This window comes from Paeniglutamicibacter sp. NPDC012692, from assembly GCF_042901625.1.
GTDB lineage: Bacteria > Actinomycetota > Actinomycetes > Actinomycetales > Micrococcaceae > Paeniglutamicibacter.
The window spans coordinates 445,855-471,034 of sequence record NZ_JBIBDE010000003.1; the positions used below are offsets into that span (position 1 = coordinate 445,855).

Sequence of the window (25,180 nt, forward strand, 5' to 3'; positions counted from 1 at the left end):
AGCTTAAGCGCCAGCGCCGCCAAAATGCCCCGCGGCGTCACTGACGTGTTCGTTTAGACGTGGTGGTACTTGCCGCCGCCGGCGATTTCCTGGGCCCGGTAGAGCTGCTCGGTGAGGATCAGGCGCACCAGCTGGTGCGGGAAGACCAGCTTGGACAGGCTCCAGATGAAGTCGGCGCGGTTGTGCACCGAGTCGTCGACGCCGTAGGCCCCGCCGATCACCACGGTGATGTTGCGCGAGGTGTCCAGCGGGCGCTGCAGCGTCTTGGCCAGCGCGGGGGAGTCGATGTTCTTGCCGCGCTCGTCGAGCAGGATCAGGAAGTCCTTCGCGTCGACCTTGGCCAGGATGCGCTCGGATTCCTCGGTGCGCGCGGCGTCGCCCTCGCGGGAGGAATGAGGCAGCAGCTGCCACTTCACGTCGAAGGGCTTTTTCATGCGCTTCTCGTAGCGGTCGATGCCCTCGGTCACCCAGGACTCGTGTTTCTTGCCGATGGCCAGCACGCGGATTGTCATGCATCCATCTTCCCGCATGCACCGCCCGCCGCCGTATCCGGGCGTCCTCCCAGCGAGCTTCGGGCCGGCGACAGGTCCGGAAGATACGCTGATAAGCATGAACGCCCACAGACGCCGCGGATCCGGACGTGCTCCAAGCGCCGGTTCCGTCATCTTCCTTGTCCTTGCCGTGGTGCTGGGTCTCTTCGGCGTTGCCCGGCGCCTGTGGGTTTCGGCGCGGATGGGCGAAGGCCTGGGGACTTGGGACGTTCCGACGCTTGAGTGGATGGTCGCGCACCGAACACCTTTCGCCACGAATGCTGCGTGGTCCTTTTCGACGCTCGGCGACACCTGGGGCATGACGGCGATCGCGCTCGTTGCCGCCGGGCTGCTGTGCTGGCGGACCTGCAGCTACTGGCCGGTTCTGCTGATCGGGATCACCGCGGCCGGCTCGGTTGCGCTGACCGTGCTGCTGAAGAACCTGACCGCCCGCGCGCGCCCGCCGCTGGCCCATGCCGTCGAGCCCGTGCCCGGATCGTATGCCTTCCCCAGCGGCCACACGCTGAATGCCACCGCGATTCTCGGGGTCGTCGGCTACCTGCTTTTCCTGGTCCTGCGAAGCCGCCTCGCCCGCATCTTGAGTCTGGTTGCCCTGGGGGCCTTCGTCTTGGGCGTCGGGTGGAGCCGAATCTACCTGGGGCACCATTGGCTGACGGACGTTCTTGAAGGGTTGCTGGTCGGCGGCGCCTGGGCGGCGGTCGTCATGGTGTTGCATCATTTTGTGGTGCTGAGGAACCGCCGATTCGCGCACTGGATCGTGCTCTAGATATACCTTCCGGCCTACCCGGCTGGCCGTCAACGACAAAAGCGGCCGTTGCCCTCGAATCGGGCTTGGCTCACGGGTAGTCTCAGGGCATGAAGGTCGTTGTGCTTGGCGGAAATGGAACGATGGGTGCCCGCGTCGTCCGACTTCTGGAACTCGCGGGGCATGAGGTCGTTGCGGCCAGTCGGTCAACGGGTATCGACGCGTACGCCGGAACCGGGTTGGCAGACTCGTTCGCGGGTGCCGACGCGGTGGTCGATTGCCTGAACATCGTCTCTATGAAGGCCGGCGTCTGCGTCGATTTCTACGAGACGACCGCCCGAAACGTGATCCGGGCAGCCGAGGACGCCCGCGTGGCGCATCTCGTGTGCGTGTCGATCGTGAACGCGCGCAACCCCGAAATCAACAGGCGCATGGGCTACTACCGCGGCAAGGCTGCGCAGGAAGCACGATACCAAAACGCCCGGATCCCAACCACGATCGTCCGCACAACACAGTGGTTTGAACTTGCGGAGACACTCATCGACCAGATGCGTGTCGGTCCGATTGCGGTGGTGCCGCGCATGATGAGCCAACCCGTGGCCGCCGATGCCGTCGCGCGATTGGTTGTTTCCGTTGTGGAACTGGGCGTCGATGCCCCTGCCGGCGTTGAACTGGCGGGGCCCGAGCCTCGAGACCTGGCGAAATTGGCGCGGTTGGTCGCACGCAACAATGCCGTGGTCCACAACGGCGGACCACATCCCCGGGTGATTCCCGTCCCGGTGCCAGGAATCAAGGTCTTGAACGGCGGGCTGCTGCCGGGAATCGGTGTAGCGAAAGACCCGACCCTGTTCGAGGAATGGCTGGCCAACGGAAGAACCGCCTAGTTGATCAATAGTCTTCTAATTGCTGAGTGAATCACTAGTCGACCCAAGATTTCAGCACGCGGCAAATCTGCTTGTGGATAAGCATTCCCGCGGTGTTCGGTTCGGGTCTAGGATGTCGATCAAATGACTCCGACGTGAATTGTAGGCCCGGCATGATTGGCAAAACCAAAAGCGTCATCATCGCCTTATGCGCGGGTGCATTCGTGATGGGAACAGCTGGCTGCACAGCTTCGGCAGGCCCTGCCGAACCATCCAGTTCACCGCCGACAGCATCGATCAGCACGCCGAGCACATCGTCTACTCCGACTGCCAAACCAACTCCAAAACCGGTTCCGGCAAGTTCGAAGGGGCCAGCGCAGAACTGGCCCGTTCCGAAAATGCCGGAAGCTGCAAAGAAGAAATCAGAGGAAGGCATCGTTGCATTCACGAAGTACTACTTCGAGCTAGTCGATTACACGGTGTTGACCTACGATACGAAACCAATCAAGTCCGTAACCGAGCATTCGTGTTACCTGTGTGCCAAGCAGTTAATCGACCCTGGCGATAGGAATCGCGGCAAAGGAAGCTGGCATGTAGGCGGTAAGACTACGCTGAAAGTTAACTTTGCCAAAGAGGTTGATAGCGGCGGAGTTTCGGGATTTACGTTCTTACGCGATAAAACTCTTATCTATCTTCCGTCGGGTGAGCTGCAGGGGAAAATTCCGGCTCTGACGAACCCAGCGGCGGGGACGCTTCAAATGATCTTTGCTGATGGATGGAAAGTCGCGGACGTCGAATTCATCGATCCAGACGGGAAATAGCGGACGTGACTCGCCTTACGACGGCTTTGGCGCTGTTATTTATTGCAGCATCACTAATGCAAAGCAGCGTGAAACCTGCAATTGCTGACGTTCCTCCGTGCGCTGACGAGATGTACTTCGGAGGAAACAGTGGGCATACATATGAATCGCAATGTGGACAACAGATTCAGGTACCTGGCCCTAGCTACTTCCACACTCCGTCGAAATCAAAGCAAGTTTCGTACGGTCCGAAATTACGATACAAAGTCGAGTACTACCGCCAATGTGAGCCTGGACTAATGGGCTATCTCGGATGCGATGCAAACCCAGATCCTCCATGTAGTGACGGGAGCTACCCGCTCATTCGCATGATTTATGCGATTAATGGGCCACGCAAAGGTCAATTGGTAGGAACGAGTTCATACTGCACAGTCGAACCGGCTATCGACATTCCAGGCGCCGAGCAAGATATTGCGAAAGTAACCCCAGAACGATTCCGCGAGCTTCCGATTTTGGCTTCGACGATCATTAGTCAGCCTGATAGTTTTTCCCTTCGAAATGGCCACGCGCACATGTATGCAGATTCAGAAAACCAGAATTTCGACATCGTGATCTTTGACCAAGATGTGCGAGTGCGCGCCATCCCGACTTCGTATTCGTGGTCTTACGGCGACGGTTCATCCCGCACCCTGAACTTCCCCGGCGAACCGCAATCTAATCGCGGATTTGATGCGCCGACATCATCCAGCCATGTCTATAAGGAAACCGGTGACTTTGGAGTGGATCTCACGACGAGATTCCGTGGAGAGTTTTCCACCGAAGGTGGGCCATGGACCCCAATCCCAGGAGTGGCCAATGTGCCGAGCGCATCGATGACCATGAGCGTTTGGCGAACCAAGAAAGTACTTGTCGCAGAAAACTGCCAAGGAACCCCTGACGGCCCGGGGTGTGCCTCGATCTTTGAGTAATTGTTGACCCGACCCAAACGAAGAAGGTCCCATGGCCAAGCTCTTTTACACTGCGATCACCTCGCTTGACGGCTACATAGCCGATGCCGAGGGCAACTTCGATTGGAGTATGCCCGACTCTGAGGTTCATTCCTTTATCAACGACCTCGAACGGGGTATCCGAACGCAACTGATGGGCCGGAAGCTCTACGAGGTCATGACCTTCTGGGAGCCGCTCTACGGGCAAAAGGACCTGCCGCCGTTCATCGAAGACTACGCCACGATTTGGCACGATGCGGAGAAAATCGTCTACTCCAGAACCTTGCGGGAAGCTGGCAGCAAGCGAACGAGGATTGAATCGACCTTTGATCCGCTAGCAGTCGAAAGAATGAAAACCGAGGCCACCGCCGACCTCTCCGTGGGTGGCGCAGAACTTGCCGGTCAGGCACTGAAATCCGGGCTGGTCGACGAGATTCATTTCTTCGTGTCTCCGGTGGTTGTCGGAGGAGGCAAACGAGCCTTGCCGCATGACATTCGATTGAATCTGGCCCTGTTGGGTCAGCGCGCTTTCCCGAATGGGGTCGCGCATCTTCACTACCAAGTCTTGAAAGGTGACCCGGATTCAGGGCCCGTTGCTGAATCTGACGCTTAAACGACTGAAGGGTTCCAACTCATTGCGGAGTTGGAACCCTTCAAACTGGCGGTGACGGAGGGATTTGAACCCTCGGTACGGGGTTACCGTACACAACATTTCGAGTGTTGCACCTTCGGCCGCTCGGACACGTCACCAGACCTGAACACTCTATCGGAAGAATGGCGTACAACAAAAACGAGGGGTCTTCGGGGCAGAATGTAGCCATGATGCCGATGACCGAAATACCGCAAATTCCCGTCGCACAGCTCACACCGGAGTTCCTCCGCGCGTGGTCGTGGCACCGACAGGGTCTTGACGGAACGCTCACGGGATCGGATGCCGCAAGCGTGCTGGATCGTGTGGGGTGGGCCCGTTCCATTGGCGGCGCCAATACCTACCTGACGCTCTTTGCCAGGGCCGGCATCAGGAGGGAAGCCGCCGATCGGTTGGTGGCTACGCAGGAAATCCATGAATTGCCCACGGCACGCGGGTGTACCTACGTTTTGCCTGCTGCCGATTTCGCATGGGGATTGCAGCTGGGCGGAGCGTCTGCGGAAGCCGCAGTGAAGGTTCTCCTGCGTTTGGGAGTCGACCGGGAAGAAATTGAACGGCTGGCCGACTCCGTGATGGAAGTCCTGCAGCGTGCCAAGGCGTCCGGTGAGCCGCCGATGGACCCTCGCGAGCTCAAGGACGTGCTGGGTGACCAGGTTCGCAACATGGGTGAGGAAGGCAAGAAGAAGGGCGCCACAACGACCTTGCCCGCGGCGCTGGGGTTGCTGCAGGCGGACGGACGAATCCGACGGGTCCCGGTGAACGGCCGCTTGGACCAACAGCGCTACTCGTACGTGGCGTGGGAGCTTCCGGCCACGGGGGAGAGCGACGATGTGGTGCGGTCGCGGATGGTGGAGAGATTCCTGGGATGGACCGGAGGGGCGACGACGGGACAGATCCGTTGGTTTACGGCGTTTACCGTTGCGCAGACCAAGGCCGCGCTGGACGCGATCGATGCGGTTGAGGTGAAGACCGCCGGCGACGAAATGCTGTGGATGATGCCGGAAGACGTGTCCTTGATGGCCGCGTTCAAAGTGCCAGCCGATGAAGATGTGCAATTGCTGGCCGGGTCGGATTCCCTGATGCTGCTTCGCCGGAACTCGATCGACGCTTTCGACGCCGTGGGTCGGGCCGCCGTCACGGGGATGGGCGGATCCGCCTTGGCAGCCGATTTGTCCGACCATCCGATCGTGGACCGCGGAAGAATCATCGGATTGTGGCAATACGATCCGGAAAATGAACGAATCGCATGGTGGACGTTCGAGCCGGCGAGCGAGAAGGTTCTGAAACGCATTGCCGAGGTTCAGGCATGGATCGGAGAGGACTTGGGGGACTTCAGGTCGTTTAGCTTGGATTCGCCAAAGTCACGCTTGAAGAACATCGCCGCTTTGGATAAGTTGCGGAGTAAATGAGCTCTCAGGGTGCATAGCCCGGTAACCGAATAGGGGCCTGAAATATGTTGATTGCAGGAAGAATTCCCTTGCAGTCCGTGATGCGGCAGCTGTCCGAGGAACGTCAGGTGTTTCATTCCGAAGGCGACTTGCAGCACGCATTCGGTCGAGCGATATGGAAGCTTGATCCACGGGTAAAGGTCCGCATGGAGATGAGGCAACAGGGCGTCGGTGAGGCCAGGGAAGTCCTGGACATGCTCTGTTTCACGCATGCAGGGAGCACAGCAGTCGAGTTCAAGTTCTATCCGACTGCGGGGCAAGGGAAGGATCTCAGAGGCGAGGAATTCAACCTCCGCGGGCAGGGCGCGGACGACTTGCTCCGCCATGGGTTCGTACACGACATTTCCCGCCTTGAAAGGTTCTGTCAGGCAAGTCCAGCAGGCAACGGCCTGGCGCTTCTGATTTCCAACGCGCGGGCGCTGTGGAGTGAGTCCGCGCGGACGGGCCAGGCAAGCCAGGATCAGGAATTCCGGCTGCACGAGGGCACGACGCTGAATGACATCCGGGCCTGGGCGGGCCGGATCGATCACGACAAGACGCGGACCCTGCAAGGGAACTACGACCTGCGATGGGACGACTATGCCCCGCCCGTCGAGGGGCTTGGGCAGTTCAGGTACCTGGCCGTCGAGGTTGAGCCGAATCGGCTGCCGGCGGGCTGATCACTACTTGCCGGGCCGGCTCGGGCCTACCGCTTGGCGCGAAAGAAATCAGTAAGTAGCTTGGCGCATTCTTCTTCCCGAACACCGGGGTAGACCTCGACCCAGTGGTTGAGCCGCGGCTCGCGCAGGATGTCGAACACCGAGCCGACAGCACCGGCTTTCTCGTCCCAGGCGCCGAAGATGACCTTGGGGATGCGGGCGAGCACGATCGCCCCGGCGCACATGGCACAGGGCTCCAGAGTGACAACCAGCGTGCAGTCCTCGAGCCGCCAGCCATCGTCGTTTCCCGCGGCACGCAGTGCATCGGCGGCGGCGCGGATCGCGATCACTTCCGCATGGGCGGTGGGATCCCCGTGGGCCTCGCGCTCGTTGCGTCCGGTGGCAAGGACCTGCCCGTCGGGGCCCAGGATGAGGGCGCCAATGGGGACGTCTCCGGTGGCGAGGGCGGCACGCGCCTCGTCCAGGGCCAGGCCCATGAGGTCGCGGTGGCTGGGTAGTTCAGGAATCACTCGGCCAAGTCTAGTTTGGCCGCACGCCGAAGCGCAGCCCGCCGGGAGCAGGCACCCAAGGGTTGGAGCGCCGGTACTTGGATGAGGGTGGTTTCACCCCTCCGCGCGGGGCGGGACGATGTTGTGGTTCAAGCGCAGGAGGTTGTTCGGGTCGTAGCGGTCCTTGAGCGCCGTGAGCCGGGCAAGCTTTTCCTCGCCGAACACGCCCAGTGCGTCGAACCCGCGGGGAAAGTGATCGTCGCTGCTCGAAAAATTCGTGTATTCCCCGCCGCTGGAGAAGCGTTGCATCTCGCGGTGGAACCCGCGGATGAAGGCCACATGGTGGGCGTCTCGGTTCGAGTCGTTCCAGAACCCGTAGATGTTGAGCCAGAACGGGGAGGACCGGTCCGGAAAAGCCGTGGCGCCGAGGGGGACCCGGCCCATGGCGCCGCCCATGACGTGGATGTCGAAGGCCGTGCCAGGCCAGTCGAGTTGCGTTGCGTGGGCGACGAGCACCTCGATGGCATCGTCGGACAGGGCGTCGAACGCGGAGTTCTTCCAGTAGGCGCGCACGCCTTTGGGGAACAGCGCGTCCATGGACGATTGCCATGCGGGCCATGACGCGGGAGAGACCTCCTGCTCATCCGGGGGCGCCTTGGCGGTGAAATCCTCCACGCAGGCTACACCGGCAGCATGGTCGGGGTCGGCCCAGAGGAACCCGACGACGAGGATGCTCTTGGTGCCCAGGTCCCAGTCGGCGGGCGGCACCAGCACGCTGACGATGACGGTCATCGGGTCGGGCAGCGCCAGCGCCCAATCACGCAGAGCGCGAAGTGCCTGTTTCCAGTGCTCCACCCGGTAAATCAGGTTCCCGGAGTAGAGGGTTTCCGGCAGCGGGTGGGCCTTGAACGTGAAGTCGGTGACGACGCCGAAGTTGCCGCCCCCGCCGGTGAGCCCCCAGAGCAGCTCGGGGTTGGTGGAGGCATCGGTGTGGAGCACTTCGCCCTCGGCCGTGACAAGGTCGGCAGCGAGGAGGTTGTCCACGGTAAGCCCGTGGGGCCGGGTGAGCCATCCGAGGCCGCCTCCGAGGCACAGCCCTGCCACGCCGGTCTGCGATATGACGCCGACGGGAACCGCGAGCCCGTGGACGCTTGTTGCCCGGTCGAGTTCGCCGAGCAGCGTGCCGCCGCCGGTCCTCACCTGTTGCCCAGCGGGGTCCACGTGCACGGTGTTGAGGGCGCGCAGGTCCAGCACCAGCCCGTGCTCGACGGTGCCGAAGCCGGCCACGTTGTGCCCGCCGGCACGGATCGCCAACGGCAGCCGATGGTCCCGTGCGAAGGCCAGCGCGAGACAGACGTCCGCGACGTCGGCGGCGCGGACCACGAGGATGGGGTGCCTGTCGATCATGGCGTTCCAAACGCTACGGGCCTCGCCGTATTCGGGGTCGGCACCGGTGATGAGCATGCCGTGCAGTGATGCCGACAGCGACCGCAGTGCGGATGCCGGAAGCGGGTGGGTGGTGTCCATGATGCCTGCTTCGGGTTTTGTCCGGGTCATGACCGGCCCGGTCTGGTGCCCATTGTCCGCTCGGCCGACGTGGCGGTCAATGGCGGGAATCACGGCGATTGGAGCGGTGAAAACAGGATTTTTCCCAGATCAGACTGGTAGATTTTGCTTCATGCGCGTACAGGTAATTGACCACCCGTTGGTGGCCCATAAGGTATCGGTCCTTCGAGACAAGAACACCCCGTCGCCGGTATTCCGGCAGCTGACCGACGAGTTGGTGACCCTGCTGGCCTATGAGGCAACGCGCGAGGTCAAGACCGTCCAGGTCCAGATCGAGACCCCGGTGGCAGTGACCACGGGCATCGCCTTCGCCAAGCCGACCCCGTTGGTGGTGCCGATCCTGCGCGCCGGCCTGGGCATGCTCGAGGGAATGACCCGTCTGGTTCCGACCGCGGAGGTCGGCTTCCTGGGCATGGCCCGCAACGAGGAAACCCTCGACATCATCACCTACGCCGAGCGCCTCCCGTCGGACCTGACCGGCCGCCAGGTGTTCGTACTCGACCCGATGCTTGCCACCGGCGGCACGCTGATCGAGTCGATCAAGTTCCTCTTCGACCGCGGTGCTGAGGATGTCACGTGCATCTGCCTGATCGCCGCCCCGGAGGGCCTGGCCCGCCTGGAGGAAGCCTACGGCGACAACGACAAGGTGCATCTGGTGCTCGCTTCCCTGGACGAGAAGCTGGACGAGAACTCCTACATCGTTCCGGGCCTCGGCGACGCCGGCGACCGCCTGTACGGCGTGGCACACTAGCCCCGCAGTTTTTGGACCGTGGCGTCCGTTCCTGATTCCCCGAGCTGGGGGTGGGAACGGGCGCCACGGTGTTTAAGCCGGATGCAGGATCAGGACGGTTGGATGTCGATCTCTTCCCAGTCGAACGTGGTCACGGTTCCGTGCTGCCAGTCTTGGCGCAGGATCGCGTAGGCAGTGGAGGCGACATGCCCACCGTCTTCGGTCGGCCATCCCAGACGGTAATGGGCTTCCTTGAGGAAACCGCACCGCAAGAAGGTCTTGCGCATCGCTACGTTGTCTTCGCGGGTTTGCCCCTCAAAGCGCAGGACACCGGGCATCGTGGTGAAGACGAGATCGCAGAGCCCACGGACGACTTCCACACCAAGGCCCTTACCGCGATGCGTTTCAGCCAGGCGCAGGTCGAACAGCGGGGAGCTTTCCTGCAGATCCTCAAGCGCGACGATGCCGAGGCGCTGGCCATCCACGAGAACCCAGTACCCCTGGGTGTCCGCATTCCAGAACCTGCCATTTTCGACGCCAGACCGCACGGATTGGGCTTCTGGCGCAGCCTGGACATGGAAAGGAAACCTGTTTGAGGTGAGGAACGCTATGACGTCCTCGGTATCGGCCGGGGTCATCGGCAGGAAAATTACGGGCATGACCGGATTCTAGTTCCCACAGCGGCGTATCCCGCGATTTACCTGCGCCCGGCGGAGGCTAGGACTTGGACGGCTTGGTGGATTTCGCTGGCTTGGGCGGAACTTCGGAGGGTAATGGCAGACGTACGGTGAAGACCGTCTGGCCGGGCTTCGAAGCAACGGAAATGGTGCCGCCGTGGGCCTCCGCAATGGCTTGCGCGATGGGCAGGCCCAGTCCGGTGGTGCCGTCTGCCCCGGACCGTGCGGAATCGGCGCGGGTGAAGCGCTTGAAGACGTGGGGCAGGAACGCTGCGTCGATGCCCTCCCCGGTGTCCTCGACCTGAAGCACTGCCTCATGGGCGGCGGAGTCGATGTCCAGTGCCACCGTGACGGTGTTTCCCGCCGAGGTGTGCTTGCGGGCGTTGGCCAGCAGATTGGTGATGACCCTGCGCAGCGAGCTGGCGTCGGCCGAGACCACGACCGGGGTTTCCGGCACCCGGGTGACCCAGTGGTGGTCGGGGGTGGTGATGCGGAAGTCCTCGGTGATCTCCGAAGCCAGCTGACCCAGGTTCACCGGAGCCTTCTTGAGCTGGTGTTTCTCATCCAGTCGGGCCAGCAGCAACAGGTTCTCAACCAGCGAGCTCATTCTGGTGCTTTGCTCCAGCACGCGGTTCAGCGAGCGCTGGCCGTCCTCGCTGAAATGCTCGGTTGCGCTGATCAGCTCGGTGTAGCCGCGGATGGCCGAGAGCGGGGTGCGCAACTCGTGGGAAGCGTCAGCCACGAACTGGCGCATCTGTTCCTCCGACTGTTCGCGGGCGGCAAAGGCGGTTGCCACATTGTCCAGCAGTGCGTTGAGCGCGTTGCCGACATCGCCGGATTCGGTGCCGGGAATGGAGTCCTCCGGCGCTACCCGCACTTCCAGGGCCACTGTGCCGGAATCGAGTTCGGCATTGGCCACCGAGGAAGCCACGGCGGAGACGCGCTTGAGCGGGGCCATCGAGCGGCGGATGATGATCGAGCCGATCAGCCCGGTGGCGGCCAACCCGGCAACCGAGATGATCACGGTCAGCCACGTCAGGGATGCGATGGTTCGTTCGTTTGGCTCCAAGGGGAGGCCGGTGATCAGGACGCCGCCGTTTGCCGGATCGAGCTGGGCAGTCAGCAGGTAGTCGCCGATGCTCAGGTGCCTGACAACGGGAGGCGCGCCGACCACGAGCTGGGAAAGCGGTAGCGTGTCCGCGTCAACGAGGTCCTTGCGCTCGCCGGTTTTCTCGTCCAGCACGCCGGCGGCGAACAGGTAGCCGGAGACGATTTTGGCGTTGAGGGTTCCAGAGGCCTGGCCGGGCGCAAAAAGGGGCGCCGGATTCGCCGGGTGGCCCTGCGAGCGGGAGTAAGCCTGGGCACGGTCGGCCGCGTTGTTGAGCTGTTCGTTGAGTTGGCTGGACAGGGTCTGGCGCATGCCGGCGTTGATGAGCAGGCCGATCACCGCGCAAATCATCGCGAGGGATCCAATGAGAGCCAACAAGAGCTGGCGCTGCAGCGTGAGGTGGCCGAAGCGCCCGGACAGTGGGTGCACCCCCTGCGGATTCGCACGGGGGAGATCCTTGCCGGTCTCGTCGGGTGCGGACGCGGTGCTGGGCAACGTCGGGGGATCGGCCGGAGCAGCAGGAGGAGCCTCGGTAGTGCCTGCGGCCGGGAGGCCGACGGAATCCTTCTCCGGTGCGGGTTCCGCCGGCTGCGTCAGGCGGGGCCGTGCGTGGTTGCTCATTGTGCGGGCTTAAGCATGTATCCGGCGCCGCGCACCGTGTGGATCATCGGGGGCCAGTCGGCCTCGATCTTCTTGCGGAGGTACGAGATGTACAGCTCCACGATGTTGGCCTGGCCGCCGAAGTCGTAGTGCCACACGTTGTCCAGGATCTGGGCTTTGGAAACCACCCGGCGCGCATTGAGCATCAGGTAGGAAAGCAGGTCGAATTCCGTGGCGGTCAGGCTGATGGGAACACCGGCACGGGTGACGTCGTGCGAATCGGTGTTGAGCACCAGGTCGCCCACGACGAGTTCGGCGGTGTCGGCGGCGCTGGCGCCGGAGCGTTCAACCAGCTTGTGCAGCCGCAGCAGGACTTCCTCGAGGCTGAAGGGCTTTGCCACGTAGTCGTCGGCCCCGATGCCGAGCCCCTCGATGCGGTCCTCGACGGCATCCTTGGCGGTCAGGAAGAGCACCGGCACCTCGGGAAGGAACATGCGGACCTTGCGCAGAACCTCCGGGCCCTCGAAACCGGGCAGCATCCAGTCCAGCACCAAGACGTCCGGGGTGGAGGCGCGTGCCGCTTCGACGGCGCTTGGCCCGTCGTGGGCAACTGTTGCTTCCCAGCCGAGCATGCGTGTGCCCATGGAGACCAGTTCGGCAAGCGATGGTTCGTCGTCAACCACCAGGACGCGGATGGGGGTTCCGTCCGGGTGGGTGAGGCGGGGCAACTGGGTGGGAGAAAAGCGTGAGGCTGGCATGTTTCTACTCTCCATCCGGGGTGTAGGTCGCGACTGTGATGACTCTGTGAGCGGCCTGTGAACCGTGTCGACTACAGCTTATTGCCTGCCGTACGGGGCGTGCGCGGCGTTTCTAAACCGGGCGGTTGAATTGCCCGTTGTATGGATTCTTTTCCGGGTGTAAGACTGCCCACGATTGCAGGGTTATACGCTTGATTGATCACTCTGCACATGAATTTGTAAAAGACCGGGCATACCGTGCCGTGTACGGCTTAGCTATTGCATATCTGTGCAATGTGATGATGGTCACTTTCGGTACGGTTTGTCTCAACATGTGGACGGAATCGAAGTTTGTTACTTGCGGGTTCCGTTTATTACGAGGAAACTGAACATTGTGAATAGCGCAGCAACAGCAACCCAGGGCCTCCGCGGAGGCGTGGTGATCACTCACCTCCAGTGCTGTTGTCGAATGCCCAGCTGAGTGTCGAACCTATTTCGACGCTCAGTGAAACTCGCATCGGTCCCGATTCCGCACCGGCGGTTTGGGGACACCTAAGCATTCGCGCCATTCCGTGGCATTCACACGAGTTAGAGGTAAAGCAGCATGTCGGTTACGTCCGGATACGTCCATGTCTCCATCCGCAACGCCCAGTCCCGCGCCGCAGCAGCGCAGCGCACGACGACTCCCGGCGGCTACGCCCCGGCCGGCTATCGCCAGCTCCATGCGGTGCCAGCTGCCCATGAGACTCGACCGATGACCGCTCCAACCCCGATCGTTGCCCCGAACGGCACCCCGGGTCCGCAGCCTGTAGCCAACGACACCACCGCCCGCGGCTTCGTGCTGTACGTCGGCCTGGACGAATCGGTGGCGCAGGCGCAGGGAACCTCCCTGGGCAAGCTGGCCACCCAGGTTCGCGCCTTCCTGGCCACGCTCTCCCCGGAGGCGCAGACCCACGCGGCCGTTGCACTGGCCCCGGCCAGCGCCCAGGGCGAGAACATTGACGTCGTCCGCCACGCGCTGGGTGACCCCACGGTCAACCGACGCCCGCGCGCCGACGCCCGTCCGGCAGCACCGCGCCCCTCCGGCGTGCTGATCGACCTGTCCCGCCGCGAGGTCCACCTCGACGGCGAGACCCTGAACCTCACGTTCAAGGAATTCGAGCTGCTGAACTACCTCGTTGAAAACGGCACCCGCACCGTGGGCCGCGACGAGCTGCTTACCAACCTGTGGCGCAACGCCGAAGAGGTCCCCAACGAGCGCACCATCGACGTGCACATCCGTCGCCTGCGCTCGAAGCTGGGCCGCCTTGCCAACACCGTGCGCACCGTGCGCGGCCAGGGCTACCGCTTCTACGAGCACCCCGAGGTCGTCGTCTGGGCCGCCCCGGAATACACCATCTAGTTCCAGGTTCCATCCCGTTGGGGGCGTCGCATCCGTTGATGCGACGCCCCCAACGGCGTTTAACCGGCCTAAGCTGGGTACATGAGTGACCACCACCTGAAACGCCTCGTGTTGCTGCGCCACGCCAAGAGCGACTACCCCATGGGCGTGGGAGACCACGACCGTCCGCTGGCCGCGCGCGGAAACCGCGAGGCGCCGGCGGCCGGTGCCTGGCTGCGCGAGAACGACGTGGTGCCGGACTTCATCGTCACCTCCGACGCCCTGCGCACGCGCTCGACCTGCGCCTGGGTGATCTCCGAGCTGGGCGACAAGGCCCCGACCCCGTACCTGGATTCACGCGTCTACGGCGCCTCGGCCGCAAGGCTTTGCGCGATCATCAACGAAACGCCGGAAACCGTCACCACGCTCATGGTGATCGGACACCAGCCGGTCCTGCAGGAGCTGGCCATGCGGCTGGCAAGCGTCGACTCGGACGAGGAAGCCGTCTACGAGCTCGCCATGAACTACCCGACGCTGGGCCTCACGGTCATGGAAACGGAAAAGCCGTGGGCCGAGATCGACGGCCGCGACATGCGGGTGACCAACTTCGTGGTGCCGCGCTAAACCTGCTGAACCGTGCCCGGCCCGCCGGCTTCCTGCCCGCCGACCAGGCCCTCGGTCCGGTCGAACACGTCGCGCAGGAGCCCGGTGAGCTCGGTGACGGCCGGCGAGTTGGCCATTGAATCGCGGCAGATCACCTGGATGATGCGCCGTTGCGGCACGTCGCGCAGCGGGCGGGCCACCACCGAGGCATCCAGCGGGCCGCGGCCAAGCCGGGGGACCAGTGCAACCGCCACCCCGGCGGAGGCCAGTGCAACGAGCGTCGCGAACTCCGGGTCCTCGGCCACCACGCGCGGCACCACGCCCAGGTCCGCGAAGAGCCGCATGAGCGCCTCGTGGCAGATGGCCCCGGCCGGGGTTGCCGCCCAGGGCTCGTCGACGAGCTCGCCGCGGTCGAGGGCGGGTTGGGAGGCCAGCCGGTGGTTCGCCGGGAGCACGACGTCTGCCTCGTCGAAGCCGAGGGGCTGGGCGCGCACGCCCGCGGGAGTGGCCAGCGGGATCGAACTCCAGTTGTGCACCACTGCCAGGTCGGCATCCCCTTGCGCGATCTGTTGCACCGCGGCCTCCGGCTCGACGCTGCGCAGCTGGGTTTCCAGCGGTGCGTGCCGGGCCCCGCTGGCTTGGTAGAGGGCCAGCGCCGGGGCGACCAGCCCGCGCATCGCCGTGGAGAACGCGATGACCCTCAGCCTGCGCTTGGCCAGCACGGGGGACTCGACAAGCGTTGTCACCCGTTCCAGCTCGCGCAGCAGCGGGCCGCCCTCCGCGACCAGCAGGCGGCCGCGCTCGGTCAGGCGAACGCCCCGGCCCTGACGTTCGAGCACCGGGGCGTCAAGGGCTCGCTCAAGCTTCTTGATCTGCTGGGAAACGGCCGAAGCCGTGAAGCCGAGCGCGTCGGCCGCGGCGATCACCGACCCGTACCGCTCGATAGTCACGAGCGAACGCAGTGCCTGCAAATCGATCATGAAGCGATGCTACAAGAAACCATGAAGGATTCGAAGCTGGTGCTACATGGTCATTCGGTGGGAAGGTGGGCATGTGAAACCACGCGATACCCTCCTTGCCCTGCTCGTCGCCCTGCTCTGGGGACTGAACTTCCTGTTCATCGACCTGGGGCTGCGCGACACCCTGCCTCTGGTGTTTGTGGCGCTGCGCTTCGCCGCGGTCGCCTTCCCGTTGGTGTTCTTCGTGCCGAAACCCAATGTCAGCTGGAAGGTTGTCGCAGGCATCGGGCTGACCATGAGCGCGGGCCAGTTCGGGCTGCTCTTCACGGCCATGCACCTGGGACTGCCCGCGGGCCTCGCGCCGGTGGTCCTGCAGGCCCAGATGTTCTTCACCATCGGGCTCGGTGCGCTCTTCCTGCGCGAGTACCCCACCCGGAAGCAAATCCTGGGTTCCGCCCTGGGCATCGCCGGGCTGGTGGTCGTCGGCTTTGGTCGGGTTGCCTCGCTGCCCGAGGGCGCCGCGCTGGCCGGCGTGCTGCTTCCGTTGCTGATCTGCATCGCCGCGGGGTTCAGCTGGGGCGTCGGCAACGTCATCTCGCGTTCCGCCGCGGGTGCCTCCGGGCTGGGGCTGGTGGTGCATTCGGCGCTCTGGGTGCCGATCCCGATGCTGGGGCTTTCGCTGCTGCTCGACGGGCCGGTGGCCGTGGGCGACGCGCTGACCACCATGGGGCCGGAAACCTGGTGGGGAGTGGCCTTCACGGCGCTGGTGGCATCGCTGGTCGGGTACAGCATCTGGAACACCCTGCTGGGCAGGTACCCAACCGCCAAGGTGGTGCCCTTCACCCTGCTGATCCCCGCGATCGGCATGGGAAGCGCCGCGCTGGTGCTCCGCGAATACCCGAACGCCCTGGAAATCGCCGGGGCCGCGGTGCTGGTCCTGGGCGTTGCCGTCGGGACGCTGCGCTTCGGGCCGCGTGCAAAGCCGCTGGCGGCGGGGGAGGCGAAACCTAGCGCAGTGGCGCCGTGAATGCCATGACGGCCTCCACGCAGGACCCGACGCTGCGCTCGGGGTGGAAGACGTTCCGGTCCCTGCCCAGGATCAACGCGGCGCCGAAGACGGCGGTGGCCAGGACGTCGAGGTCCACCCCGGGCGAGCCCGGGGCCGGTGGCCCGTCGGCGGCCATCCGCTCCAGCGCCGTGCGCACCAGTGAGATGACCTCGTGGCGCATCTGGGCCAGCGACTCGGCCCATTCGCTCTGGGCCTGCCACTGCTCGGAATTCCACAGCTGCGCGAACGATGGGTACTCGGCGATGAACTCCAGCGCGCTGGCGACCATCAGCCGCAGCCCGCGGTCGGCATCGGCGTCCCGGGCCCCGTCCTCGAGCCGCTCGAAGAGGATCGCCGCGCCGTAGTTCAGCAGCTCGCCGATCAGTTCGCCCTTGGAACCGAAGTTGTAATACACGGTGCCCTTGGAGACCCCGGCGGCCTTGGCGATCTCGTCGACGCTCACCTCCCGGTGCCCGCGGGTGCCGATCAGCTCCATCGAGGCGCTGAAGAGCCGGTGCTTCGAATCGGTGACCCGCACGCGGGTGCGTGGGGAGGAGGTCTCGGTCATGCGCTCAGCTCCGGGTGAAGTGTTTTCAGTGTCCACGTCTTATGCAACCGTACTGCGATCGTGCTGGCAACCAGGCCCAGGATCGTGTAGCCGACCAGGCCCGCGACGATGGGCCCGAGCACGGACAGGTCCGCGCCGTACATCAGGTGGCGCAGGCCGGTGACGACGTGCCCCATGGGCAGCCAGCGGTGCGCCACGTGCAGGGCCTCCGGGGTGGTTTCCCACGGGAACGTGCCGCCGGAGGAAACCAGCTGCAGCACCATGAGCACCAGCACCACGAGCTTGCCGGGGGTGCCCAGCAGCGCGCAGATGCCCTGGATCATCGCCGTGAACGCCATGGACGCCAGCATGAACAGTCCCCAGGTCATCCACGGGTGCGCGGTGTTCAGGCCGAGGCCGAAGAGCACCACCACGTAGAGGATCGTGCCCTGGATCATCGAGATGCCCAGGAACGGCAGCCAGCCGCCGATGGCGATCTTCCAGTCTGAGGCGTTGGAGGCCAGCGCGCGCTTGGTGATCGGGCGCATGATCTGCACCAGGATGAAGGCGCCGATCCAGATGGCCAGGGTCATGAAGAACGGGGCCAGGCCCTCGCCGTACACGCTGGCCTTGGCCTGGTCGGTGCGCGCGATGTCCACGGGATCGCCCATGACGGAGGAGATCTGTTCGCGCGTCGCGGCGTCGGGGTGGGGCACCTCGCCGCTGCCGTCGGCCAGCTTGGTGCTCAGTTCCCCGGACCCGTCCTTGAGCTCGGTGGCGCCCGAGCCCAGTTCGCCCACGCCGTCGCCGAGGTCCTTCACGCCTGCCACCAGCGTGCCGGTGCCCTCGTGCAGGGTGTTGGCGCCGGCGGCCAGGGAACCGGCCCCGGTGTCGAGCTTCTTGGCCCCGGCCAGGGCGTCTTTCTGGCCTCCGGCCAGCGTGCCGGCCCCGGATGCCAGGGCCTGCGCGCCGTCGTTGAGCTTGGATGCCCCGGCCGCGGCGTCGGAAATGCCGGTCTTGAGTGCGGGCATGGCCCCGGCGAGTTGGTCCGTCCCGTCGGCCAGGGTGGAGAGGCCGCCGGAAAGCTGCTTGGCGCCGTCGGCGACCTGCGCCGAGCCGTCGGCGAGGGCGGAGATCTGTGACTGGGCGGTGGCCAGCTGCTTCTTGGTGTCGGCCACCTGGGATTCGATGTCGCTGGAGCCGGCGGCCTGCCTGAGCGCGGCCTCGAGCTCGTCGGCCTGGGCCTGGGTGATGACGCCCGTCTTGATGAGTTCGGCGGTGCGGGCATCGAGCGCGGCCTTGGCCGCGTCGAGGCGAGTTTCGGCGTCCTTTTCCAGGGCGGTGATGGTGTCCGCGGCCTGGGCGACCTTGTCATTCAGGGCCTTGTTGCCCGCGGCGACCTGCGCCGCGCCGGCCGCGAGCTTCTCGGAGGCCTTGGCCGCGGAGTCCGCGCCGTCGGCCAGCTGGCCGGTCTTGGCGGGGAGCTCCTTGGTCTTGGACTTGAGCTCGCCCAATCCGGCGTTGAGTTCCTTGGTGCCGTCGGCCAGCGTGCCGGTGCCGTCGGCGAGGTCGCCTGCTCCCTTGGCCAGCTTCTGCTGGCCGGAAACCAGCGACGAGGTGCCCTCGTGCAGGGTGTTGGCGCCGTTGCCCAGGTCCCCGGCGCCGGTGTCCAGCTTGGTGGCGCCTTCGTCGAGGGAACCCACGCCGTCGGCCAGGGTGCCCACGCCGTCGGAGAGCTTCACGGTTCCGGTGTGGAGTTTTCCGGCGCCGTCGGCGGCCGTGACCATGTTGGTGTGGATGTCGGAGAAGCCGGTGAGCAGGGCGTCGGCCGTTTGGGTGCCGACCTCCTTGGCCACGGTGTTGTGGACCTGGCCGGCGAGCTTGTCGGCGAAGGTGCCGACCATGTAGTTGTTCGCGTCGTTGGTGGTGATCTTCAGGATGGCCTGCTTGGCCTTCTCGAAGTCGCCGGGGGAGGCGAGGTTCGCGGAGAAGTCCTTGGGGATGGTCATCGCGAAGGCGAAGTCGCCGCTGGCGACGCCGGCTTCGGCCTCGGCCTCGGAGTTCACCACGGTCCAGCCGAAGGTGCCGTCATCGAGAAGTTCCTGGGTGACGTCGTCGCCGACCTGCAGCTTCTTGCCGTCCTGCTCGGAGCCGCTGTCGAGGTTCACGATCGCGGCCTTGACGTTGTGCAGGTGCGCGTAGGGGTCCCAGTTGGCGTAGAGGTACAGCGCGCCGTAGAGCAGCGGGACCAAGCACATGGCGATGATCGCCAGCCGCGGCAGGCGGCCGGAGGTCATGCGCTTGAGTTCGGAGAGCGCCAGGCGCAGCGTGGTCATCGGGATTCCTTCGATGCTGTTGAAAAGACTGTGGTTTCCGGTGCGGCCGGAACTTCTTCCATGTCCGGCTCGGGATCCGCGGTCGCGGCTTCCGAGCCGGTCCCTTCCGCGTCGGTGGCCGCCGGCGGTTCGAACGCGGGATGCTGTTGGGTCGTCCCTGCGTAGGCGACGGCGCCCTCCCACCAGAGCGGGATGCGGGTCGCGATGGCAACCACTGCGGGGGAGCGTCGGCCGCCGGCCACCGTTTGCAGGTAGTCGATCCAGGCTTCCTCGGGGATGCCGTGCCGGTCGGGGGAGTCGAAGACGGCAAGCTCAACGCGGTGGTCTTCGAGCGCCAGGTGCGTCAGCAGGGCCAGCCGGTCCAGCGGGTCGATCACGTCGAGCCACGAGTCGGCCAGGTGGTCCATCCGGTGGCGTTCCATCCAGGAGTCGATGCTGCTGCGTCGCCAGCGCGGGCCGGGCTGCAGGGCCAAGTCCTCCGCCACCAGGTCCCGGACCTTGAGGTGTGCCTCGGGTTCGTTGATTTCCGGGGAGTCGACCAGGGCGCTGATCCGTCGCACCGAACGCAGCGCGGTGTTGCCCGACCATCCGACGCTGCCCGAGGTGGGGCGCATGCGCGCGCTCAGGCCCAGAGCCAGTGCGGTGCGGGTCGGCTGCGGTTCGGCCTGCACCAACAGGAGCTGTCCGCGGGCAACGGCGAGGCTGGTTGGTTCCAGCAGTGGTTGGTGGCGTCCGGCGATGGCCAGCGAATTAGCGATAAGCACAAGACCAGCGTAAATCAAACTGACCGGTCAGTTCAAATAGTGTCAGTGTCTGTTTTGACACTCTCCTGTGATTCGGCGGCCCGGGGCGACACAATCACGTATCGATTGGCAACCGATGGCACCGGGAGTGTTCCGCCGCGGGAAGATTATTAGATGGGTATCCAGTATTGGGTCGGCGCCTATTCGCCCGATGGAGGCGGAACCAGCCAAGGAATACGTGCGATCGAGTATCGCAACGGGTCGCTTCATGACCTTGGGTTGGCCCACCCGGCCGATTCCCCTTCATGGATCACCGCGCACCCGGGGCTTCCCGTCATCTATGCGGCGCTCGAGCACCGCGGGGAAATAGCCACCTACCGGGTCGTTTCCTCCAACCGGGTCGAGTCACTGGGCAAACCCGTGGCCGCCGGCGCCCTGCTGTGCCACCTCACGCTCGACGCCTTGGGCGGCACGCTGATCGGCAGCTGCTACGGGGACGGGCGGGTCCTGGCATACCCGATTGCCGCCGACGGCTCGTTGGGGACCCCGCACCTTGCCGTCGCCTCGGAAGATCCCTATGCCAGGGATGGCCACTCGCCGCGGGCATCGCGTTCCCACCAGAGCACCACGCTGCGCAACGGCCGCATCATCACCACCGATCTGGGCCACGATTGCCTGCGCGTTTGGGACCTGGTGGCCGGGCAGCTGGCGTTGCGCCAACGCATCATCCTGAACAAGGGCGACGGCCCCCGCCACCTGGTTGAACATCCCTCCGGCCTGATCTACGTGGTCACGGAACACAGCGTCGAAATCATCACGCTGGCCCTGACCACGGAGGGCGGCTACGAAGTTCGCTCGCGCACCGCGCTGGGCGACGACTTCGTCCCCGGCGAGCACTACCCCTCGGAGATCTCCCTGGATTCGCGGACCAACCGGCTCTACGTGGGGGTGCGCGGCGCGGGATCGATCGCGGTGATGGGGATCGGCGCCGACGGCGTGCCCCTGCCGATCGGCAAGGAATCGTGCGCCGGCGATTGGCCGCGCCACCACGTGCAGTCGGGGCAGGCGCTGCTCGTCGCAAACCAGCTCTCCAACACCATCGTGGCGTTCGGGCTCAATGCCGAGGACGGAAGGCCCGACCGCCGGCTGAGCTGCCTGAAGCTGGAGAGCCCGACCTGTCTGGCGGCCCAGGCGCTTCCCTAGGGCCATGCCGCCGTCCGGTTCGAGTCCGGCGGCTCGACGTCGTCAGGACCCGCGTTCGGATGGATTCCGGGGGATCTCGGCAATACTGGGACGATGACGGTGCGAAAAGTCCAAGCGGGCGGATACACGGTGGTCACCACGGACACGGACACGGACGCGGACGACGCGGCGGGGCGCACGTTCCTGCTGGTGCACGGCATCGGCATGGGGATCTCGTACTTCGCCGAGCTGAGCACCGCGCTGGAAGCACATGGCCGGGTGGTCGCGATAGACCTGCCCGGGTTCGGGGATGCGCCGGAGCCGGAGCACTCGTTGACCATGGCCGAAATGGGAGCGGTCCTCATCGACTTCGTCGAGGTCGAGGGTCTGGGCAAGCCCGTGCTGGTGGGGCATTCCATGGGCACCCAGGTCGCCGCCGAGGCCGCGGCGCAACGCCCGGACCTGTTCCCCGAGGTGGTGCTGGTGGCGCCGACGGTCAACCAGCATGAACGGTCGATCCCCAAACAGACGTGGCGCATGCTCCAGGACCTGTTCGGGGAAAACCCGCGTGTGTGGGTGATCGGGATGAAGAACTACGCAAAGACCGGCCCGCGCTGGTTCATCAAGAAACTCAAAAGCATGATGGACCACGACGTGGAGGAAACCCTGCCGCGGATCAAGGCCCACACGCTGGTGGTCCGCGGGAACCGCGACCCGGTCTGCCCGCACGGCTGGGTCGAGGAGGTCACCGCGTTGATTCCCGACGCCCGGATGGTGGAGGTCGACGGCCGCGGCCACGAAACCATGGTCAAGGACGGCGCCTGCGTCGCCCGGTACATCGTGGAGCACCTGGAATACCAGGGGCAGCCGTGAAGCGGGTGCTTCGCCCATGGTGGTGGCTGTTGGACTACTTGTACGCCGGGTGGCGGCAACTGATCGCGGTCTTCAGGCGCGAAGCCCCGAGCTCTTATGCGGACGGGGACCCGGCGCTTCCGGCCATCGTCCTGCTGCCCGGGGTCTATGAAACGTGGCTGTTCCTGGAGCCCTCGGCGCAGCGGCTCAACGCTGCGGGGCACGGGGTCTTCACGGTTCCCGGCCTGGGGACCAACAGGCGTCCGATCCCGGAATCCGCCGAAATCGTCAGGCAAAGGCTTGCCGCACTGTCCACCGAACACGGCATCGAGCGCTGCATCCTGCTGGCGCACAGCAAGGGCGGCCTGATCGGCAAGTACCTGATGCTCGACGCCGCTGCCGCCCTCGAAGGCGATGCCGGCGGCCACCACCCGGTGGAGATCATGGGGCTGGTTGCCATCGGGACTCCGTTCTCCGGATCGATTTATGCCCGGTACACGCTCTCGCGCACCATCCGCCATTTTTCCCCCACCGATGCGGTCCTGCTCTCGTTGAAGAACCAGGAGGCCGTCAACGATCGGGTGGTGTCCGTCTTTCCGGAATTCGATCCGCATATTCCCGGCGGCAGTGCGCTCGCCGGCGCCCTGAACATTGAGTTGCCGGTGTCCGGGCACTTCCGAACGTTGCGTTCCGGAGCGGTGCTGGATGCGGTCGATGAGGCGGTGGAGCACCTGTCGGGCGCCTGCGGGCCGCCTGCGGGATGCGCCTGAAGGGCAGGGCGCCACAAACGCACCTGTCCCGTGTCCGGCGGGCCGCCGGGGGAATGGCGGCCTGAACCTTCCCCGGACCCGACCGTGGGAAAACAGAAAAGCCACGATTTCTCGTGGCTTTTCTTGTTGGTGCGCCCAAAGGGATTCGAACCCCTGACCTTCTGTTCCGTAGACAGACGCTCTATCCAGCTGAGCTATGGGCGCATATTCAATTCGGTTCTTGCCTTGCGGCTCGACCTCGAACAACTATACATAGCTTTGGCCCGCTGGTCGATCCAAAATGGCAAACAGTGCGCGACGTCACGTCGGGGCGGGTGGATATCCCGGATTTGGCCTCGTTCGGCGTTGCCGCACGAGGGGGGCATTTCGGGGCCAGCGTCGCCGAGGTCTTTCCGGCGACTGGTTTCTCCGCGGCGGTGGCCAGCAGCGAGATTGCGTCGTCGGAGGTCACCTTGTTCGTTGCCGGTTTCTCCATGCCGCCTGACAACTACTTCGCCAGATCCCGATTCCGAAGCGTGCGTGCCACACTGGAAAATGACCGCAACCATGGAGCGGCTGCCCACCACAGTGGAGGGAAAAACCAATGAAACCGCTACCGTTCGAATCGTTTCCTGCCGCAATGGTCTTCGTGGCGGCGTTCGCCGTCTTTGTCTTGGTCAATCTCCAGATGGGAGGCGCGGGGTGGTGGAGCGGAGACAGCACTCCCCGAGAGCCCTCGCTGGACCGAGGATCGTTGCTGGTCGTCGCACTAACGACAGCCTTGGGGTTCGGCATTGGTTTTCCTGTTTCCAACCAGGTGCTGGCAGCCACGATCGCCCCTGCCAGTCCCGTCACCAGGTGGTCCGTGTTCGTCCTGGGGATCGTCGTCATTGTTGCCGGCTCGCTGTTCAGGCTGTGGGCGATCCGGACGCTGGGACGCTTCTTTACCGCGGATGTCCGAGTGGTTTCGGGCCAGCACGTCGTAACCTCCGGCCCATACAGGCTTGTTCGCCACCCGAGCTACACCGGCCTGCTGCTTGCATTCGCCGGCATGGGGCTGTCGCTGGGAAATTGGCTTTCGCTGCTCGTGCTCGTGGCCCTGCCGTCGATTGGCTTGATCTTCCGCATCCACGTCGAGGAAGCGGCCCTGCTCGCCAGGCTGGGCGACCCCTATCGGCAGTACATGTCATACACGAAGCGATTGCTGCCGGGCATCTGGTAGCGGCACAACGAACAGCCGGGATCTGTTCCCCAAAGGCTGCGGAGCCGGCCCGAGGATAGGTCGTGAACGAGCGGATCGGGCGGCGTCCGAAAGCGGAAAAGCCACGGTTTCTCGTGGCTTTTCTCGTTGGCGTTCCCATGAGGGACCCAAGCCGTTGACCTTCTGTTCCGTAGACAGGCGTTCTATCCAGCTGAACCAGGGGCTCATTTTCAACCTGCGGCTGGGAGGCTGGGGAGGGAATATTTCCGGCGGCGTGTAACGGACGTGCCCGAGGAAAACCCTTGGACAAGAAGAACAGGGTTTTCCCAAGGTCGTATTGGGAACATCACGGGCATGGGAACTGGTGTGGAACACAAGACCCGGCCGGGAAAGATCCGGCGGAGGCGCTTCATCGTCATTCCCCTTGCGTTTTTGTCCATACTCGCCATTGGATTCGGCTACTTGGTAACCACGGCCAAGGCCAAGCCGAGCGTCCAATTGGGCGCTCCGGCGGAGGTTCCCGGCGGCATAGCCATGATCACCGGCATTGTCCCGGTGGAATTGGATGGATGGCAGCCCCCCTCTCCTGTGGACGGCCTTCGGCAAGATGTCCAGGAGGGGGCCCACAGGGTGCGTATCGAGGTGCAGTTCACGGCCATGGACCCCGGTGGACTGCGGTTGGACCCGGCTGGGTTCATCGTCGACGGACTCGGTTCCGGTCGGCCCGGCCCGCTGTGGTCATCACCCGAAGCCACGCTCGTGGACGAGGGTGAATCCGTCAGTGCCACGATGGTTTTCGAGCTGCCGAACAAGGCGATTGCCCTCGTCCTCGAAGACTCAACCGGCAGCCGGCTCTCACTCGGTAAAGAGCACCATTCCGGTGACTGATCGTCTGCATTTCACGAAACATCAGTCATCAATTGGGAGGTGACTCGAAATGTCAGTATCAAGGCGAGACCTGATCAAAATTGG

At 64.5% G+C, this 25,180-nt stretch carries 27 protein-coding genes and 2 tRNA genes; 17 read left to right on the forward strand and 12 right to left on the reverse strand.

Annotation, left to right across the window (positions count from 1 at the left end):
• Window positions 1-53 precede the first annotated feature (53 nt).
• Window positions 54-512, reverse strand: coding sequence for a 23S rRNA (pseudouridine(1915)-N(3))-methyltransferase RlmH (locus ACFY5D_RS13970; RefSeq protein WP_387530778.1), 459 nt, complete (start codon window positions 510-512; stop codon window positions 54-56).
• Between the two features lie 97 nt (window positions 513-609).
• On the opposite strand from ACFY5D_RS13970, the gene ACFY5D_RS13975 reads away from it, so the two are divergent.
• The 5 genes from ACFY5D_RS13975 (at window position 610) to ACFY5D_RS13995 (ending at window position 4,558) form a co-directional block, all read left to right on the forward strand.
• On the forward strand, window positions 610-1,317 hold the full coding sequence (locus tag ACFY5D_RS13975; RefSeq protein ID WP_387530781.1) for a phosphatase PAP2 family protein: 708 nt from the start codon (window positions 610-612) through the stop codon (window positions 1,315-1,317).
• An 89-nt stretch (window positions 1,318-1,406) separates the two neighbouring features.
• Window positions 1,407-2,180, forward strand: coding sequence for an SDR family oxidoreductase (locus ACFY5D_RS13980; protein WP_387530784.1), 774 nt, complete (start codon window positions 1,407-1,409; stop codon window positions 2,178-2,180).
• A gap of 152 nt (window positions 2,181-2,332) precedes the next feature.
• Window positions 2,333-2,980, forward strand: coding sequence for a DUF6318 family protein (locus ACFY5D_RS13985; RefSeq protein WP_387530787.1), 648 nt, complete (start codon window positions 2,333-2,335; stop codon window positions 2,978-2,980).
• Window positions 2,981-3,327: 347 nt separating this feature from the next.
• Complete coding sequence (locus ACFY5D_RS13990) at window positions 3,328-3,927, forward strand: hypothetical protein (protein ID WP_387530790.1); 600 nt, start codon at window positions 3,328-3,330, stop codon at window positions 3,925-3,927.
• A gap of 31 nt (window positions 3,928-3,958) precedes the next feature.
• Window positions 3,959-4,558: a dihydrofolate reductase family protein gene (locus ACFY5D_RS13995; RefSeq protein ID WP_387530792.1), complete on the forward strand. Its 600-nt coding sequence runs from the start codon at window positions 3,959-3,961 to the stop codon at window positions 4,556-4,558.
• A 46-nt stretch (window positions 4,559-4,604) separates the two neighbouring features.
• Here ACFY5D_RS13995 and ACFY5D_RS14000 read toward each other — a convergent pair.
• Window positions 4,605-4,695 (reverse strand) — tRNA-Ser (locus ACFY5D_RS14000).
• Between ACFY5D_RS14000 and ACFY5D_RS14005 the strand changes: the two genes are divergently transcribed.
• Together ACFY5D_RS14005 and ACFY5D_RS14010 are read left to right on the forward strand one after the other, a co-directional pair.
• Window positions 4,663-6,003: a DNA glycosylase AlkZ-like family protein gene (locus ACFY5D_RS14005; RefSeq protein ID WP_387530795.1), complete on the forward strand. Its 1,341-nt coding sequence runs from the start codon at window positions 4,663-4,665 to the stop codon at window positions 6,001-6,003. The genes ACFY5D_RS14000 and ACFY5D_RS14005 overlap by 33 nt on opposite strands.
• 44 nt (window positions 6,004-6,047) lie before the next feature.
• Window positions 6,048-6,701 (forward strand): hypothetical protein, encoded by a 654-nt coding sequence (locus tag ACFY5D_RS14010; RefSeq protein WP_387530798.1) that lies wholly within the window; start codon window positions 6,048-6,050, stop codon window positions 6,699-6,701.
• A gap of 26 nt (window positions 6,702-6,727) precedes the next feature.
• On the opposite strand, the gene ACFY5D_RS14015 is transcribed toward ACFY5D_RS14010, so the two are convergent.
• Complete coding sequence (locus ACFY5D_RS14015) at window positions 6,728-7,210, reverse strand: nucleoside deaminase (protein WP_387530800.1); 483 nt, start codon at window positions 7,208-7,210, stop codon at window positions 6,728-6,730.
• A gap of 93 nt (window positions 7,211-7,303) precedes the next feature.
• Window positions 7,304-8,746: an FAD-binding oxidoreductase gene (locus ACFY5D_RS14020; RefSeq protein ID WP_387530803.1), complete on the reverse strand. Its 1,443-nt coding sequence runs from the start codon at window positions 8,744-8,746 to the stop codon at window positions 7,304-7,306.
• A 121-nt stretch (window positions 8,747-8,867) separates the two neighbouring features.
• Here ACFY5D_RS14020 and upp point away from each other — a divergent pair, with 121 nt between their 5' ends.
• Window positions 8,868-9,506 (forward strand): uracil phosphoribosyltransferase, encoded by a 639-nt coding sequence (gene upp, locus ACFY5D_RS14025; protein ID WP_387530806.1) that lies wholly within the window; start codon window positions 8,868-8,870, stop codon window positions 9,504-9,506.
• Between the two features lie 89 nt (window positions 9,507-9,595).
• Here upp and ACFY5D_RS14030 read toward each other — a convergent pair whose 3' ends face one another.
• From ACFY5D_RS14030 to ACFY5D_RS14040, 3 genes are read right to left on the reverse strand one after another with little or no spacing between them, the layout of a single operon-like run.
• A complete protein-coding gene (locus ACFY5D_RS14030; protein WP_387530809.1) occupies window positions 9,596-10,144 on the reverse strand; it encodes a GNAT family N-acetyltransferase in 549 nt (182 codons plus the stop codon).
• Between the two features lie 58 nt (window positions 10,145-10,202).
• Window positions 10,203-11,891, reverse strand: coding sequence for a sensor histidine kinase (locus tag ACFY5D_RS14035; RefSeq protein WP_387530812.1), 1,689 nt, complete (start codon window positions 11,889-11,891; stop codon window positions 10,203-10,205).
• The gene (locus tag ACFY5D_RS14040; RefSeq protein ID WP_387530815.1) at window positions 11,888-12,628 is read right to left on the reverse strand and encodes a response regulator transcription factor; all 741 of its coding nucleotides are present in this window, start codon (window positions 12,626-12,628) and stop codon (window positions 11,888-11,890) included. The genes ACFY5D_RS14035 and ACFY5D_RS14040 overlap by 4 nt, the downstream gene beginning before the upstream one ends.
• 583 nt (window positions 12,629-13,211) lie before the next feature.
• Here ACFY5D_RS14040 and ACFY5D_RS14045 point away from each other — a divergent pair.
• Together ACFY5D_RS14045 and ACFY5D_RS14050 are read left to right on the forward strand one after the other, a co-directional pair.
• Window positions 13,212-14,009 carry a winged helix-turn-helix domain-containing protein gene (locus ACFY5D_RS14045; RefSeq protein ID WP_387530818.1) on the forward strand — a complete coding sequence of 266 codons (798 nt, stop codon included), beginning with the start codon at window positions 13,212-13,214 and terminating at the stop codon, window positions 14,007-14,009.
• An 81-nt stretch (window positions 14,010-14,090) separates the two neighbouring features.
• On the forward strand, window positions 14,091-14,612 hold the full coding sequence (locus ACFY5D_RS14050) for a SixA phosphatase family protein (RefSeq protein ID WP_387530820.1): 522 nt from the start codon (window positions 14,091-14,093) through the stop codon (window positions 14,610-14,612).
• Here ACFY5D_RS14050 and ACFY5D_RS14055 read toward each other — a convergent pair.
• Window positions 14,609-15,571 (reverse strand): LysR family transcriptional regulator, encoded by a 963-nt coding sequence (locus ACFY5D_RS14055; protein ID WP_387530823.1) that lies wholly within the window; start codon window positions 15,569-15,571, stop codon window positions 14,609-14,611. The genes ACFY5D_RS14050 and ACFY5D_RS14055 overlap by 4 nt on opposite strands.
• Before the next feature lie 73 nt (window positions 15,572-15,644).
• On the opposite strand from ACFY5D_RS14055, the gene ACFY5D_RS14060 reads away from it, so the two are divergent.
• On the forward strand, window positions 15,645-16,577 hold the full coding sequence (locus tag ACFY5D_RS14060; protein ID WP_387530825.1) for an EamA family transporter: 933 nt from the start codon (window positions 15,645-15,647) through the stop codon (window positions 16,575-16,577).
• Here ACFY5D_RS14060 and ACFY5D_RS14065 read toward each other — a convergent pair.
• The 3 genes from ACFY5D_RS14065 to ACFY5D_RS14075 are packed head-to-tail and all read right to left on the reverse strand — an operon-like array spanning window position 16,558 to window position 20,245.
• Entirely contained in the window at window positions 16,558-17,166 is a 609-nt protein-coding gene (locus ACFY5D_RS14065; RefSeq protein WP_387530828.1) for a TetR/AcrR family transcriptional regulator, read from the reverse strand. The two genes, ACFY5D_RS14060 and ACFY5D_RS14065, sit on opposite strands and share 20 nt — an antisense overlap.
• On the reverse strand, window positions 17,163-19,481 hold the full coding sequence (locus tag ACFY5D_RS14070) for a YhgE/Pip family protein (protein ID WP_387530831.1): 2,319 nt from the start codon (window positions 19,479-19,481) through the stop codon (window positions 17,163-17,165). The genes ACFY5D_RS14065 and ACFY5D_RS14070 overlap by 4 nt, the downstream gene beginning before the upstream one ends.
• On the reverse strand, window positions 19,478-20,245 hold the full coding sequence (locus ACFY5D_RS14075; protein WP_387530834.1) for an ABC transporter ATP-binding protein: 768 nt from the start codon (window positions 20,243-20,245) through the stop codon (window positions 19,478-19,480). The genes ACFY5D_RS14070 and ACFY5D_RS14075 overlap by 4 nt, the downstream gene beginning before the upstream one ends.
• A gap of 153 nt (window positions 20,246-20,398) precedes the next feature.
• Here ACFY5D_RS14075 and ACFY5D_RS14080 point away from each other — a divergent pair, with 153 nt between their 5' ends.
• From ACFY5D_RS14080 to ACFY5D_RS14090, 3 genes are all read left to right on the forward strand, one after another.
• Window positions 20,399-21,427, forward strand: coding sequence for a lactonase family protein (locus ACFY5D_RS14080; RefSeq protein WP_387530836.1), 1,029 nt, complete (start codon window positions 20,399-20,401; stop codon window positions 21,425-21,427).
• A gap of 93 nt (window positions 21,428-21,520) precedes the next feature.
• On the forward strand, window positions 21,521-22,279 hold the full coding sequence (locus tag ACFY5D_RS14085) for an alpha/beta fold hydrolase (protein ID WP_387530839.1): 759 nt from the start codon (window positions 21,521-21,523) through the stop codon (window positions 22,277-22,279).
• Entirely contained in the window at window positions 22,276-23,028 is a 753-nt protein-coding gene (locus tag ACFY5D_RS14090) for an esterase/lipase family protein (protein ID WP_387530842.1), read from the forward strand. The genes ACFY5D_RS14085 and ACFY5D_RS14090 overlap by 4 nt, the downstream gene beginning before the upstream one ends.
• A 127-nt stretch (window positions 23,029-23,155) precedes the next feature.
• Here the strand turns inward: ACFY5D_RS14090 and ACFY5D_RS14095 are convergent.
• A tRNA-Arg gene (locus ACFY5D_RS14095) sits at window positions 23,156-23,232 on the reverse strand.
• Between the two features lie 86 nt (window positions 23,233-23,318).
• Between ACFY5D_RS14095 and ACFY5D_RS14100 the strand changes: the two genes are divergently transcribed.
• The 3 genes from ACFY5D_RS14100 (at window position 23,319) to ACFY5D_RS14110 (ending at window position 25,096) form a co-directional block, all read left to right on the forward strand.
• Window positions 23,319-23,615, forward strand: a complete 297-nt coding sequence (locus tag ACFY5D_RS14100; RefSeq protein WP_387530845.1) for a hypothetical protein — start codon at window positions 23,319-23,321, stop codon at window positions 23,613-23,615.
• Window positions 23,612-24,229: a methyltransferase family protein gene (locus ACFY5D_RS14105; RefSeq protein ID WP_387530854.1), complete on the forward strand. Its 618-nt coding sequence runs from the start codon at window positions 23,612-23,614 to the stop codon at window positions 24,227-24,229. The genes ACFY5D_RS14100 and ACFY5D_RS14105 overlap by 4 nt, the downstream gene beginning before the upstream one ends.
• Window positions 24,230-24,493: 264 nt before the next feature.
• Window positions 24,494-25,096, forward strand: coding sequence for a hypothetical protein (locus tag ACFY5D_RS14110; protein ID WP_387530857.1), 603 nt, complete (start codon window positions 24,494-24,496; stop codon window positions 25,094-25,096).
• Window positions 25,097-25,180 lie beyond the last annotated feature (84 nt).

Excerpts from the sequence above, each read along its gene's own strand:
- ACFY5D_RS14085 (WP_387530839.1), top strand. The coding sequence starts at position 21,521 with ATGACGGTGCGAAAAGTCCAAGCGGGCGGATACACGGTGGTCACCACG.
- ACFY5D_RS14065 (WP_387530828.1), bottom strand. The coding sequence starts at position 17,166 with ATGACCGAGACCTCCTCCCCACGCACCCGCGTGCGGGTCACCGATTCG.
- ACFY5D_RS14010 (WP_387530798.1), top strand. The coding sequence starts at position 6,048 with ATGTTGATTGCAGGAAGAATTCCCTTGCAGTCCGTGATGCGGCAGCTG.
- ACFY5D_RS14035 (WP_387530812.1), bottom strand. The coding sequence starts at position 11,891 with ATGAGCAACCACGCACGGCCCCGCCTGACGCAGCCGGCGGAACCCGCA.
- ACFY5D_RS14040 (WP_387530815.1), bottom strand. The coding sequence starts at position 12,628 with ATGCCAGCCTCACGCTTTTCTCCCACCCAGTTGCCCCGCCTCACCCAC.
- ACFY5D_RS13990 (WP_387530790.1), top strand. The coding sequence starts at position 3,328 with ATGATTTATGCGATTAATGGGCCACGCAAAGGTCAATTGGTAGGAACG.
- ACFY5D_RS13985 (WP_387530787.1), top strand. The coding sequence starts at position 2,333 with ATGATTGGCAAAACCAAAAGCGTCATCATCGCCTTATGCGCGGGTGCA.
- ACFY5D_RS14050 (WP_387530820.1), top strand. The coding sequence starts at position 14,091 with ATGAGTGACCACCACCTGAAACGCCTCGTGTTGCTGCGCCACGCCAAG.
- ACFY5D_RS13970 (WP_387530778.1), bottom strand. The coding sequence starts at position 512 with ATGACAATCCGCGTGCTGGCCATCGGCAAGAAACACGAGTCCTGGGTG.
- ACFY5D_RS13980 (WP_387530784.1), top strand. The coding sequence starts at position 1,407 with ATGAAGGTCGTTGTGCTTGGCGGAAATGGAACGATGGGTGCCCGCGTC.
- upp (WP_387530806.1), top strand. The coding sequence starts at position 8,868 with ATGCGCGTACAGGTAATTGACCACCCGTTGGTGGCCCATAAGGTATCG.
- ACFY5D_RS14045 (WP_387530818.1), top strand. The coding sequence starts at position 13,212 with ATGTCGGTTACGTCCGGATACGTCCATGTCTCCATCCGCAACGCCCAG.
- ACFY5D_RS14080 (WP_387530836.1), top strand. The coding sequence starts at position 20,399 with ATGGGTATCCAGTATTGGGTCGGCGCCTATTCGCCCGATGGAGGCGGA.
- ACFY5D_RS14070 (WP_387530831.1), bottom strand. The coding sequence starts at position 19,481 with ATGACCACGCTGCGCCTGGCGCTCTCCGAACTCAAGCGCATGACCTCC.
- ACFY5D_RS14105 (WP_387530854.1), top strand. The coding sequence starts at position 23,612 with ATGAAACCGCTACCGTTCGAATCGTTTCCTGCCGCAATGGTCTTCGTG.
- ACFY5D_RS13995 (WP_387530792.1), top strand. The coding sequence starts at position 3,959 with ATGGCCAAGCTCTTTTACACTGCGATCACCTCGCTTGACGGCTACATA.
- ACFY5D_RS14055 (WP_387530823.1), bottom strand. The coding sequence starts at position 15,571 with ATGATCGATTTGCAGGCACTGCGTTCGCTCGTGACTATCGAGCGGTAC.
- ACFY5D_RS14020 (WP_387530803.1), bottom strand. The coding sequence starts at position 8,746 with ATGACCCGGACAAAACCCGAAGCAGGCATCATGGACACCACCCACCCG.
- ACFY5D_RS14030 (WP_387530809.1), bottom strand. The coding sequence starts at position 10,144 with ATGCCCGTAATTTTCCTGCCGATGACCCCGGCCGATACCGAGGACGTC.
- ACFY5D_RS13975 (WP_387530781.1), top strand. The coding sequence starts at position 610 with ATGAACGCCCACAGACGCCGCGGATCCGGACGTGCTCCAAGCGCCGGT.